Consider the following 11,853-nt stretch of genomic DNA (forward strand, 5'->3'; position numbering starts at 1 on the left):
CTCACCCTCTTTGGCCGGTCCTGACCAGCATGCCGGGAGTCGGCGTCAGGACCGCCGCCAGACTCCTGACCGAAGTCGCCCATAAAGCCTTCGCTTCGGCTGCTCATCTGGCGGCCTACGCTGGCCTCGCGCCGGTCACCCGGCGCTCAGGCTCGTCGATCCGTGGCGAGCACCCGTCCAGACGGGGCAACAAGGTGCTCAAGCGCGCCTTGTTCCTCTCCGCCTTCGCGGCCTTACGAGACCCAGTCTCACGGGCCTATTACTCGCGCAAGATCCAGCAAGGCAAGCGCCACAACCAAGCGCTCATCGCACTGGCTCGGCGACGCTGCGACGTCCTGTTCGCCATGCTGCGCGACGGCACCATTTACCAACCCAAGTCGGCCCCTAACGCTTGACGAACAACATAGGGGCACTCCCCCCTCGCGATACGCGCCTCGCGTTCTTCGACGCATGCCTGCGCATCAGCCAACGGGCGACGTCAGTGGAATCGACATCTCGTGCCTGAGCGAACTCTCGGGATCGATGGCCCGTTTCGTCGCGATCGACGCACCGTCCCGTCGCCGTCATGGCACGCGAGCCATCGCGGATTCACACACGCCCGATTGTTTTCCAGATATTTCATGTCGATATCCGGGCAATGGACGTAGCAGCGCTTCGTAGCGGCCGCGCGCGTCGCTATACGGCTTGCCGCCTTGAGCCGCACGCACGGCGGCGAACGGTTCGCGCATCCAGCCGATGTGGAACGCGTCGTCGGCCGCGTTCATCCTGCAGGTTGATACTGCGACTTCAACAGCGATCGCCGCTCGTAGACCGACGTCGAATTCGCGCGCGCGTCGTTCGCGTTGACGCAGCCGCCGTACGAATCGATCTGCACGTGCGTTTGCGTAAGACGCGAATCGCTCGCCGTGTTCGGATAGGTCACGATGCAGCAATCGAACGTGTCGGACGACATCGCGCAGTTGGCGAGGCTCCGTTCACCGCGCTCAACACGCTGGTGGCGATGATGAACGTGAGCATCGGGTACCTGACGCAGCCGTTCGGCAGCGCCGACATGCTCGAGACCAACAAGGGTTAAACGCCGCACGGGGGGGGCCAAAAAATGGAGCGGAACGCGCCGATCGACCGCCTCGGCGAGCTGACCGGTGCGCTCGACGAGCACGGGGTCGCGATGGTCGATCGAGACAAAGCCGCACGCGTCGCCGATGAACGCGCGCTGCTCGTGATGTCGCGCGGCGCGGACAGGACGCCGGACGTCCTCGCGGTCGTCCCGCGCATCGAGGCCAGCAACGCGGCGATCCGGCCCCGCGAGCACGCCCGCAGGGGCCGCCGCAATTGGTCAAATTGGCCGTCGTTTTGGCATCACCTCGCCGCTTCGGCGTCCAGGGACGCCACCCATAATGGCTCGGACTGACTCGCCTCGACCATCATGATGCCCCTGTCCAAACCGATCGCCACCGACACACTCACGCCCGAACAGCAGTTCGAGCAGGATATCGCGCTGATCATGCAAAGCGCACTCGAACGCCACCACAAGGGCGAGCACGACGACGCGCAGGCGCTGTACGAAACGATCATCGGCGCGAAGGCCGATCATGCCGACGCGAACTACAATCTCGCGGTGCTGAAAGTGCAGACCGGGCGTCCACAGGAAGCGGTGCCGCACTTCGAGATCGCGCTCGGCGCGAATCCGAACAGCGGCCAATACTGGGTCAGCTACATCAACGCGCTGTACGTAAGCGGGCTCACGCCGGCCGCGTGGGTCGCGGTGGAGCTCGCGCAGCAGCGCGGCGTCCGGGGCCTGGCGCTCGACGGCCTGATCGCGCAGATGGCCACGCCGCAGATCACGCTGGCGACCGCCACGGCGGCCGGTCCGGCAGGCGCGATCAACCTCACGCTGGGCGATGCCACGCCGGACGCCACGGTCGCCCCCAACGCGGTTCCCGCCGATGCGCGCAAGGCGGACCGGCCGAGGCTGGCGAAGCATGCCGCGCTGTTCAACAAGGAACAGCTCAACAAAGCGATCGCGTATGCGCGCGAGCTAGTCGAGGCCTTCCCTTACGACGGCGCATGTTGGCGCGCGCTGGCCGTGTCGCTGTACCGGGCGCGCCAGCTCGACGACACGATCGTATCGGCGTTCCGCGCGCTCGACCTCCTGCCCGACGATTTGGTGACGCGCATATTGCTCGTCGACGCACTGCGGATAACGAGACGCCTGCCCGAAGCCGAAACGCAGTCCCGCCGGCTCATCGAGATGAAGCCGGACAACGCCGAGGCCCACCGGATGCTCAGCCTCGTGCTGCACGCGCAGCACCGCTATCAGGAAGCGGTAGCCGTTTGCCGCCGCGCGGTCGCGCTGGCGCCGAACGCCGCACCGGCCAACGGCGCACTCGGCGTCATCCTGCTCGAACAAGGCAATGTGCACGAGGCGATCCGCTGGCTGCGCCGCGCGATCGAGATCGATCCGACCGACAGCGTCACGCACAGCAGCATGCTGTTCGCGCTGATCCACGACGACACGATCGATCCCGCGCGGCTCCTCGAAGAGCATCGCGCGTTCGGCCGGCGGCACGAAGCGCGTGTGTCGGTGAAGCCGCATGCGAATTCGCGCGATCCGGCGCGCCAGCTCAAGATCGGCATCATCTCGGGCGACCTGTTGGCCCACGCGGTCGCCGCGTACTTGCAGCCCGTCATCGACTATCTGGCCGGCGACCAGAGCCTGTCGCTGCGCATCTACTCCAACCATCTGATCGAGGATCACATCACCGCGCAGCTTCGCGAGAAGGTGCGGGCGTGGGACAACGTGACGAACGTCAGCGACGTCGACCTGATCGAGAAGGTCCGCCGCGACCAGATCGACATCCTGATCGATCTGTCCGGCCACACGGGCCGCAACCGCCTCGTCGCGCTCGCGCACAAGCCCGCACCGATCCAGGCGTCGTGGATCGGCTACCCGGCCACGACGGGGCTCAAGGCAATCGACTATTACCTGAGCGACAGCGTCATCACGCCGCCGGGCGAAATGGACGACCAGTTCACCGAGAAGATCGTGCGGATGCCGGCGCTCGCGCCGTACCTGCCGCCGCCGGACTGCCCGCCCATCAACGGCTTGCCGGCGCTGCGCAACGGCTACGTCACATACGGCAGCTTCAACCGTCTCAACAAGCTGCGGCAAAACGTGATCGCGCTGTGGGCGGAAGTCTTGCGCGCGACTCCGAGCGCGAGGATGGTAATCGGTGCGATCGAACAGGAAAGCGACCGCGAGACGATGGTCGAATGGTTCGTCGCCGAAGGCATCGACCCGCACCGCCTGACGTTCCAGCCGCGCGCGACCATGCCCGTGTATCTGCAGCAGCATCATCACGTCGACATCTGCCTGGACGCCTTTCCGTACGCCGGTTCGACGACGACGCTCAACGCGCTGTGGATGGGTGTGCCAACCGTCACGCTGTCCGGCAAGTCGATCCCGAATCGCGGTTCGGCGAGCTGGCTGAACCACGTCGGACTGACGGAATACATCGCGCACGACAAGGAATCCTTCGTGCGCGCGAGCATCGCCGCCGCGCAAGATCTCGACGTGCTGAGCCGGCTGAGGCTCGGCATGCGCGAACGCTGTCTCGCCTCGGCACCGTTCCAGCCGAACACCGTCGCGCGGGGCCTGTCGGCGGCACTGCGGATGATGTGGCAGCGCTGGTGCGAAGGCCTCTCGCCGGCCGCCTTCGAGGTCGAACTCGACCTGCCGGCGACCGACACCACCGCATCGTCTGTGTGATCGATTCGAAAAGCAACGTACCGCGAGAACACATCATGGACAAGCTCATACCCGTCACACAGCCGTACATGCCGCCGCTCGACGAATTCCTGCCGTACCTGGAGAAAATCTGGGAGAGCAAGATCGTCACGAACGGCGGCGCCTTCCACGCCGAACTGGAACGCTCGCTGTGTGACTACCTCGGCGTCGAGTACATCTCGCTGTTCTCGAACGCGACGCTCGCGCTGATCACCGCGCTGCAGGCGATGAAGATCACCGGCGAAGTCATCACGACGCCGTTCAGCTTCGTCGCGACGACACACGCGCTGCACTGGAACGGCATCCGTCCGGTGTTCGTCGACATCGACCCTCACAGCATGAACATCGACGTCGCGAAGATCGAAGCGGCGATCACGCCGCAGACGACGGCGCTCCTCCCCGTGCACGTCTATGGCTATCCTTGCGACGTCGACGCGATCGAGCGGATCGCCGACATCTACGGCCTGCGCGTGCTGTACGACGCGGCGCACGCGTTCGGCGTGCGCATCAACGGACGGTCGGTGCTCGAAGCCGGCGACATGTCGGTGCTCAGCTTCCACGGCACGAAGATCTTCAACACGTTCGAAGGCGGCGCGATCATCAGCCGCGACGCGAAGACGAAGCGCCGCATCGATCACCTGAAGAATTTCGGCTTCGTCGACGAAGTGACGGTGATCGGTCCCGGCATCAATGGCAAGATGAATGAAGTGCAAGCGGCGTTCGGACTGCTTCAGCTTCGTCACTTCGACCAGATCGCGAGCGCGCGCCAGCGCGTCGACGCACGCTATCGCGACGCGCTGAAGTACGTCACCGGGCTTATGCTGCCGCCGGTGCCCGAGCACGGCACGCCCAACCATTCGTATTTTCCGGTGCGCATCACGCGCGACTTTCCAGTCACGCGCGACGCGCTCTACGACGCGCTGCGCGCGCGCAACGTCGCGGCACGCCGATACTTCTACCCGCTGATCAGCGAGTTTCCAACGTATCGCGGCCTGCCGTCGGCATCGGTAGCGAACCTGCCGGTCGCGACGGACATCGCGCGCCAGGTGCTTTGCCTGCCGATCTATCCGGCGCTCTCGGCAAGCGACCAGGATCGGATCATCGACATCGTCCTCGCCGAGGCCGGACGGAAGCAACATGCAAGCTGACCGCCGGCTTGCGATCATGCAGCCGTACTTCTTTCCATACGTCGGTTATTTCCAGCTGATGGCCAGCGTGGACGCGTTCGTCGTCTACGACGACGTCGCGTTCATCAATCGCGGCTGGATCAATCGCAACCGGATCAACGTCAACGGCGAGCCGCACATGATCACCGTGCCGCTGCAGCGCGCGAGCCAGAACCGCCGGATCTGCGACATCGACGTCGCACCCGATGCCGCGTGGCGGGCGAAACTGCTGCGCACGATCCACCAGAACTACGCGCGCGCGCCGCAATTCGCGCGGGTATTCCCGATGATCGAGCGCGTGATGCTACATGATGCCGCCAATCTCGCCGATTTCCTGCTGCATGGGCTGACGGTGTTGCGCGACCACCTTCGGTTGAAGACGGAAATCGTCGCGACGTCGCGCCGCTACGGCAACGCGGAGCTGAAAGCGCAGGCGCGGATCATCGACATCGCGCTCAAGGAACGCGCCGGCACATACGTCAATGCGGCGGGCGGCCAGGAACTCTACAACGTCGACGACTTCGCCGCCGCGGGTCTGCAGCTCACGTTCCTCACGCCGGAGCTGACACCCTATGCCCCGGTGCGCGGCGCATTCGTCCCCGCCCTTTCGATCATCGACGTCCTGATGTGCAACGACGACGCATCGGTCGATCACCTGCTTGGATGCGCGACGCTGTCATGAACGACACCTACCATTCCATCATCCGCCACTACGAGAGCTGCCTCGAGCGCTTCGGCGACACCCATCGCGGCGTCGACTGGCCCAATGCGGACGACGCGGCCAAGCGCTACCGGGTGATGCTCGATCTGGTCCGGTCCGACGCGGCACCCGCGACGCTGCTCGACTTCGGCTGCGGCGCATCGCATCTGTATCAATACATGCTCGACAATGGCATCGACGGACTCCGCTATGCGGGCCTCGATGCGTCGCGGGCCTTCTGCGCGCTTTCGCAGAGCAAGTATCCGCACAACGAATACCTGTGCGTCGACGCGCTCGCGGAACCGGAGCGCGTCGGCAAATTCGACTACATCGTGATGAACGGCGTGTTCACCGAGAAGCGCGAGCTGTCGTTCGACGACATGTTCGACTACTTCGCGCGCGTGCTGAAGATCGTGTTCGCAAAGGCGCGCAAGGGCATCGCGTTCAACGTGATGTCGAAGGAAGTCGACTGGGAGCGCGACGATCTGTTTCACGTGCCCGTCACGCAGCTGACGCATTTCCTCACGAAGGAACTGTCGCGGCACTATGTCGTGCGGCACGACTATGGGCTGTATGAGTACACGACTTACGTGTACAAGGAGCACAACTAATGGCAAACGTCGTTCTGTTCGGCTTGCAGGATTACGCGGAACTCGCGCACTACTACCTGGAGCACGACTCGCCGCACAAAGTTGTCGCGTTCTGCGTCGACCGGCAATACGTCCCCGACGGCGGGACGTTCAAGGGCGTACCCGTCGTCGCGTTCGAGGACGTCGCAAACACGCATCCGCCCGGCGACTTCAGCTTCTTCGCGCCGATGTCGCCGAAGCACATGAATCGCGATCGCGAGCGGATCTTCAACGGGATCAAGGCGCGCGGCTACACGCTGATCAGCTACGTCAGCTCGAAGGCGGTGCGGTTCGACAACGAGATCGGCGAGAACTGCTTCATCCTCGAGGACAACACGCTGCAGCCATTCACCCGGATCGGCAATAACGTCGTGCTGTGGAGCGGCAACCACATTGGGCACCACGGGCGCATCGGCGATCACGTGACGATGACCTCGCACGTCGTGATGTCCGGCCATTGCGACATCGGCGCGTACAGCTTCGTCGGCGTCAACGCAACGCTGCGCGATGGCGTGACGATCGGCGAAGGCACGTTCGTCGCGATGGCATCGGCGATCACGAAGAACACCGAACCGTGGTCGGTCTATCGCGGCAATCCGGCGGCCAAGCTGGCGATGCCGAGCACTGAAATCAAGTTCTAGGACAGCCGAGATGCCGGGTATTCGCTGGGAAAAACGCGGGCTCGTCTACACGGTAGACGCGCGGCTGCCCTGGGCGACATCGCATGCGCAGATTCCCACCGCCGCCGGCGTGAAGGGCGACGCGCTGCGTCTGCTCTTCAGTAGCCGTGACGCCAACAACCGCAGCGGAATCGCGCGGCTCGACGTCCATGCGGACAACCCGTCCCAGGTCCTCGACGTGAAAGCCGATCCGGTGTTGCCGCCCGGCTCGCTGGGCGCATTCGACGACTGCGGGATGATGCCGTCGTCGGTCGTCGAGCGCGACGGCGTGCATTACCTGTACTACATCGGCTGGAACGTGCGTAACACGATTCCGTACCACAACGCGGTCGGGCTCGCGATCAGCGAGGACGGCGGCGAAATGTACCGACGCCTGTTCGAAGGACCGGTGATGGATCGCACGGCCGAGGAGCCGCATTTCTGCGGCACCACGTGCGTGCGGATCGAGAACGGGATTTGGCGCAACTGGTATCTCGCCTGCACCGGCTGGCGCATCGTCGCCGGCAAACCCGAGCCGCGCTATCACCTGAAATACGCGGAATCGCGCGACGGCATCCACTGGGAGCGCGCGGGACAGATCGCCATCGACTACCTGAACGACGACGAAGGCGGCCTCGCCAGGGCGTCGGTGCACCACGACGGCAGCCGCTACCGGATGTGGTTCTGCAAGCGCAGCCACACCGCGTATCGCGAGAACTCGTCGGTGAGCTACCGGATGGGCTACGCGGAGTCAGCCGATGGGATCGTCTGGGACAGAATGGACAAAGAAGCGGGGCTCGACGTTTCCGCGACCGGGTGGGACGCGTTCATGGTCGCTTATCCGGAAGTCGTGGAAATCGGCGATCGGCTATACCTTTTCTATAACGGCAACGGTTTTGGTGCGACGGGTTTCGGCTATGCCGAAGCGGCGTGCCGCGCCGGTTCGAGGTAGAACGCAATGCGAGTGGCGCACGAGATTTCAAGGCGCTCGGCCATCTGGTCGTCGCGGCCGAGCCGCTGCAGGCGCTGATGGGCGCCGTACGGACGAAGTTTCACGAGCGATGCCTCGCGCGGTTCGGCGAGAACCCGGCGCGCAACCGCAACATCATCAAGTTGCTCGCCGAAGACGTGGATGTGAAACGCTTCTTCTGTTCGCCCGAGCTGATCGGCGCGCTTGACGCTCATCTCGGCATCGCGATGCCGGTGCAGACGGGTTCTATTGTCACGCACTGCACGGCGAACAATTCGATCGGCAACAACTACGGGCTGCCCTGTCACCAAGACTGGCCGAGCATGGGAACGTCGTCGCGCGACGTGATCGCGTGGACCGCCATTCCGGACGTGCGCAAGGGGGGAGCACGCCAATACAGTCGTCGGAAGTCGTAACGTTCATTCGCGGTCACAAGAATGCCGTCGCGTCGGCTCGATGGGCCGAGGCTGAGCGGCGAGGAAGTCGGGGACGACGCGCGGCGAATCCGCTGCCGTCGGAGATACGGCAGTATATGAAGCGCGGGGCGAAGGCCAGCGGCGGATAAGAACGAGGTTTTGACTTCTGCTCCGTCAATGGCGGGGGTGGGTGAACGCTGCATGAATTCCCATGCGACGTTTCATCGTTTGCCGTTGTCACTGCTTCTGCTGCTCGTCCTCCGCATGCAAGAGCTGCTTCTTGAATTTGCCCACCGTTGCGTGATCGTGGCCGTAACTCACCACGCGATAGACCGCGCGAGCAACGTTGCCGCCGCCCACGTTGCAGATGATCGTGCCGTTCGCGCTCTTCAGGCCCGGCGCGTGCTGGCCGATCCAATCGTGATTCTCGATGGTCGTTTCGATGCGGCAATCGTCGGGAATGTTGATCCCGATCTTCGACAAGAAGGCGCGCGGATGAGACAGATATTCGAGATATTCGTCGGGCGTGCATTCCCAAAAATGAACATGGAATGGCTCGTCACGAATGATCTCCGAACGCGCTGATAGGTCCACGATTTTTGTCGGCATTTTGATCTCCTGATGCGGCATCGACGCGCCGGCTTGCCATTAATGGACGAAACGCAATCCATTTGAAAAGGCCGCCGCGGACGGATTCGTCTGCGGCACGCTTGTGTCCGTGAACGTCGTTCGACGGAACGTTTGCAACCGATCTACAGCGAGCACTTCAGATGCAATCACCACGCATGGTTCGGCAATCGCGCTGTCAGCCCACCGGCGGCGTCAGCGGAATCGACATCTCATGCCTGAACAAATCCCCCGGATCGACCGCCTGCTTCGTCGCGACGAGCGACGCCGCCTTGTCGCCGTAGTAAAGCTCGAGCCACCGCGGGTCGATTCGCGCCGGGTCCTTCTCGAGATACTTCATGTCGATGTCCGGATAGTTGATGTAGCAGCCCTCGTAGCGGCCGCTGGCATCGCCATAAGGCTTGCCGCCCTGATCCGCATGCACGGCGGTGAACAGATCGTGCAGCCATTCGACGTGGAATGCGTCGTCGCCGGGATTCGTCCAGTAGGTCTGATACTGGGACTTCAATAGCGAACGCCGCTGATAGACCGACGTCGGGTTCGTGCTTTCGTCGTTCGTGTTCACGCAGCCCCCGTACGAATCGATCTGCACCAGCGTTTGATTCAGACGCGGATCGTCTCGGGTATTCAGATAGGTCCACAGCGCGTCGATCTCGGTGTTGTCGAAATTGCCGATCTGGTACGCCGACTTGTACTTGCCGCGCCGATTCGCGCCCGATGGGTTGATCATCTGCGTCAGATACAGCCAGTCCATCTTCAACGCGTTTTGAGTCGCGTGCGTCAGCCGCTGACCGGCGAGCGGATGTCCGAGCGTCGGAAGATTCGGCGCGACGAATCGATCCCAGATGACCGGCATCTGGCCGGCCGCCGCATTCATCGTGTCGACGAAATCGATGAAGGGCGCATCCGCCGCGCCGCCGACCGTCCCGTCTTTTCCCGTGTACTGGATCGCGAGCACGATCGGCCCGGTCGAGCGGTGCTGCAGTTTCAGGAGCGTGAACAATCCGCCGTTCGCGCGCGCCGGATCGCCGGCGTTCCAATCGGCATCGTTGCGGCTGAACCAATCCCAGTAAGTCTGGATGAAATGGCCGAAGCTCGCCTTCGTGAAATGCGACCAGGGATACGCGAGCGTCAGCCAGTAAGCGTCGCGCGGCGCATCGGGCAGCGCCTTGAAGTAGTAATTCAGGATGATGCCGAAGTTGCCGCCGCCGCCGCCGCGGCACGCGATGAAGAGCGCCCGGTCCGTCGCGTCGGCGCTGCCGAGATGCACATGCTTCGCCTCAAGCGCGGCGCCGCCCGGTGCGGGCGCCAGGATATCGACGCCGGCCAGCCAGTCGACCGTCAGGCCGTGCATGCGCGACAGCAGGCCATATCCGCCGCCGACGATATGACCGCCCGCCCCAACCGAATAACACGAGCCGCCGGGGAGCGTCTTGCCCGACGTCTTGTACAGGCCGACATAGCCGTCCCAGTTCTGGCTGCCCGCGGCCAGGCGAAACTGGTGGCGCGCCAAACCAACGCGATCGAATGGCGACGTCAACTGCCCGCGCAGATCGAAATCGAAACCCGACATCAGACCGAGATCGACGATGGCGAGCGCTCGCCCATCGTCGCTCGGCAAACGGTTCGCGACGAAGCCTTCGTAGCAGTGCCCGCCGCTGCGCACGGTGATCCGGCAGCCCTTCGCGAGCGCATCGCGTGACGCCGCGATCACGTCGTCGGCCGTGCGGCATACATAGATCGCCGCGGCGCCTGCGTTGGCCGTCGGCGGCCAACGCAGGTTGAACCCCTTCTGAAGGGTCGAATAGCGGGGATCGGCGCTGTCGATAAACACATAGGCCATGTGAACCTCCGGCGATCGCATCGGGTGCATCCATGTCGGACGAACGACGGCCGTGCGGCTCGCGCAACGTGCGCACGATCGTCTCGACGATCGAAGGACGAGACGGCCAACGGACGGTCTCGGATCCGCTGGCCGCGATTCTGTTCGCGCAGTCAACCGCAACCGGTCACCGAGACGGCGAACCGGCTCACGCGAAATTGAGGTCGATCACCTGATAGAACGCGTTTTGGGTATCGGCGACGTCCCAGGCTGCGAGCAGCACGTGATAGCCGGTGCGATCCGGCAGGTTGAGTTCGTGAACCGTGTCGCCGTCGGGGATCAGTTCCCGGTTTGCGTCCGGCCCCCAATAGGGCTGATACGTGTTCAGATAGATCTTGAGCGGCTCGGATTCGAACTGCGCGCGCGCGAGCTGCGCATCGGCATCCCATCCCGATTTGGTGATCCAGTACGTCCAGCGCCGCGTCTTGTGCGGCATCGAATACGACCACGTGATTTGCAGCGTTTGGCCGGACCGCACCGCGTGCTTCTGCCAATGCGCGACGGAATCAGGTTCGTTGAGCTGCGCCCGGGCGTCCGCGGTGTGTCCACCGCTTGCGATTTCGCCATCGCGCGGCGGTACGCCGTTGGCGACGTCGTCCGGCGCGTCCGGATCTTTCAGCCCGCCTTGGGTTTCGGGAAAGAACTTGCCGCCCTCGATCTCGTTGACCTGTCCCAAATCGAGCTTGCCTGCTTCATGGAGGAACACGGCGCGCGACTTGGGCGTGATGATGCGACCATGCTTCGGTGAAATTGCCGTGGAATTTTTTGGTTCATCGAGGAATTCCGGGGAACGCGGCGCGGATTTTGAGGAAGAAATATTCCTCGTCGCGGTACCCGTAAGCGCGACGCTTGATGACCTTGATGGTGTTGTTGATGCCTTCGACGACGCTGGTATTGAGCGGATGGCGGCAGCGGGCCAGGATGCCGTGCCAGTAACCCTGCAAGCGCTGGGCAAACAGTTGCAGCGCGGCAATCCCGCTTTGCCGGGCTTGCTCGATCCATTGCCCCCAAGCCTTT

General features: G+C 63.6%; 13 protein-coding genes and 1 pseudogene. 9 read left to right on the forward strand and 5 right to left on the reverse strand.

What is annotated here, in order from left to right; genetic code table 11:
* On the forward strand, positions 1 to 395 hold a 395-nt coding region (locus WS62_RS19475), incomplete at its 5' end, for a transposase (RefSeq protein WP_156440856.1).
* Positions 396 to 461: 66 nt separating this feature from the next.
* Here the strand turns inward: WS62_RS19475 and WS62_RS38850 are convergent.
* A pseudogene (locus tag WS62_RS38850) lies at positions 462 to 916 on the reverse strand (FAD-binding protein); the annotation flags it as partial.
* Positions 917 to 1,099: 183 nt separating this feature from the next.
* On the opposite strand from WS62_RS38850, the gene WS62_RS19490 reads away from it, so the two are divergent.
* The 8 genes from WS62_RS19490 to WS62_RS19525 are packed head-to-tail and all read left to right on the forward strand — an operon-like array spanning position 1,100 to position 8,327.
* Positions 1,100 to 1,411, forward strand: a complete 312-nt coding sequence (locus WS62_RS19490) for a hypothetical protein (protein ID WP_066491015.1) — start codon at positions 1,100 to 1,102, stop codon at positions 1,409 to 1,411.
* A 15-nt stretch (positions 1,412 to 1,426) separates the two neighbouring features.
* The gene (locus tag WS62_RS19495; protein ID WP_066574129.1) at positions 1,427 to 3,769 is read left to right on the forward strand and encodes a tetratricopeptide repeat protein; all 2,343 of its coding nucleotides are present in this window, start codon (positions 1,427 to 1,429) and stop codon (positions 3,767 to 3,769) included.
* A 35-nt stretch (positions 3,770 to 3,804) separates the two neighbouring features.
* Positions 3,805 to 4,935: a DegT/DnrJ/EryC1/StrS family aminotransferase gene (locus WS62_RS19500; protein WP_066491020.1), complete on the forward strand. Its 1,131-nt coding sequence runs from the start codon at positions 3,805 to 3,807 to the stop codon at positions 4,933 to 4,935.
* Positions 4,925 to 5,635 carry a WbqC family protein gene (locus tag WS62_RS19505; RefSeq protein ID WP_066574131.1) on the forward strand — a complete coding sequence of 237 codons (711 nt, stop codon included), beginning with the start codon at positions 4,925 to 4,927 and terminating at the stop codon, positions 5,633 to 5,635. Before WS62_RS19500 ends, WS62_RS19505 begins: the two co-directional genes overlap by 11 nt.
* Entirely contained in the window at positions 5,632 to 6,264 is a 633-nt protein-coding gene (locus tag WS62_RS19510) for a class I SAM-dependent methyltransferase (protein ID WP_066491066.1), read from the forward strand. The genes WS62_RS19505 and WS62_RS19510 overlap by 4 nt, the downstream gene beginning before the upstream one ends.
* Positions 6,264 to 6,923: an acetyltransferase gene (locus tag WS62_RS19515; RefSeq protein ID WP_066574133.1), complete on the forward strand. Its 660-nt coding sequence runs from the start codon at positions 6,264 to 6,266 to the stop codon at positions 6,921 to 6,923. Before WS62_RS19510 ends, WS62_RS19515 begins: the two co-directional genes overlap by 1 nt.
* A 10-nt stretch (positions 6,924 to 6,933) precedes the next feature.
* A complete protein-coding gene (locus tag WS62_RS19520; RefSeq protein WP_066574135.1) occupies positions 6,934 to 7,893 on the forward strand; it encodes a hypothetical protein in 960 nt (319 codons plus the stop codon).
* A complete protein-coding gene (locus WS62_RS19525; protein ID WP_066574137.1) occupies positions 7,872 to 8,327 on the forward strand; it encodes a hypothetical protein in 456 nt (151 codons plus the stop codon). Before WS62_RS19520 ends, WS62_RS19525 begins: the two co-directional genes overlap by 22 nt.
* Before the next feature lie 237 nt (positions 8,328 to 8,564).
* Here WS62_RS19525 and WS62_RS19530 read toward each other — a convergent pair whose 3' ends face one another.
* From WS62_RS19530 to WS62_RS34245, 4 genes are all read right to left on the reverse strand, one after another.
* Entirely contained in the window at positions 8,565 to 8,957 is a 393-nt protein-coding gene (locus WS62_RS19530) for a hypothetical protein (RefSeq protein ID WP_197422876.1), read from the reverse strand.
* A 175-nt stretch (positions 8,958 to 9,132) separates the two neighbouring features.
* Positions 9,133 to 10,797: a BBE domain-containing protein gene (locus tag WS62_RS19535; protein ID WP_066574140.1), complete on the reverse strand. Its 1,665-nt coding sequence runs from the start codon at positions 10,795 to 10,797 to the stop codon at positions 9,133 to 9,135.
* A 187-nt stretch (positions 10,798 to 10,984) separates the two neighbouring features.
* Positions 10,985 to 11,587, reverse strand: coding sequence for a lytic polysaccharide monooxygenase auxiliary activity family 9 protein (locus WS62_RS19540; RefSeq protein ID WP_066574142.1), 603 nt, complete (start codon positions 11,585 to 11,587; stop codon positions 10,985 to 10,987).
* A 19-nt stretch (positions 11,588 to 11,606) separates the two neighbouring features.
* Positions 11,607 to 11,853: transposase (locus tag WS62_RS34245; protein WP_197422830.1), on the reverse strand; the 247-nt coding region annotated here is incomplete at its 5' end.

Origin of the sequence: Burkholderia sp. ABCPW 14, from assembly GCF_001523835.1 — a bacterium.
GTDB lineage: Bacteria > Pseudomonadota > Gammaproteobacteria > Burkholderiales > Burkholderiaceae > Burkholderia > Burkholderia mayonis.

Coding starts and splice junctions, on each gene's coding strand:
- WS62_RS19490 (WP_066491015.1), top strand. CDS start 1,100: ATGGAGCGGAACGCGCCGATCGACCGCCTCGGCGAGCTGACCGGTGCG.
- WS62_RS19495 (WP_066574129.1), top strand. CDS start 1,427: ATGATGCCCCTGTCCAAACCGATCGCCACCGACACACTCACGCCCGAA.
- WS62_RS19500 (WP_066491020.1), top strand. CDS start 3,805: ATGGACAAGCTCATACCCGTCACACAGCCGTACATGCCGCCGCTCGAC.
- WS62_RS19505 (WP_066574131.1), top strand. CDS start 4,925: ATGCAAGCTGACCGCCGGCTTGCGATCATGCAGCCGTACTTCTTTCCA.
- WS62_RS19510 (WP_066491066.1), top strand. CDS start 5,632: ATGAACGACACCTACCATTCCATCATCCGCCACTACGAGAGCTGCCTC.
- WS62_RS19515 (WP_066574133.1), top strand. CDS start 6,264: ATGGCAAACGTCGTTCTGTTCGGCTTGCAGGATTACGCGGAACTCGCG.
- WS62_RS19520 (WP_066574135.1), top strand. CDS start 6,934: ATGCCGGGTATTCGCTGGGAAAAACGCGGGCTCGTCTACACGGTAGAC.
- WS62_RS19530 (WP_197422876.1), bottom strand. CDS start 8,957: ATGCCGCATCAGGAGATCAAAATGCCGACAAAAATCGTGGACCTATCA.
- WS62_RS19535 (WP_066574140.1), bottom strand. CDS start 10,797: ATGGCCTATGTGTTTATCGACAGCGCCGATCCCCGCTATTCGACCCTT.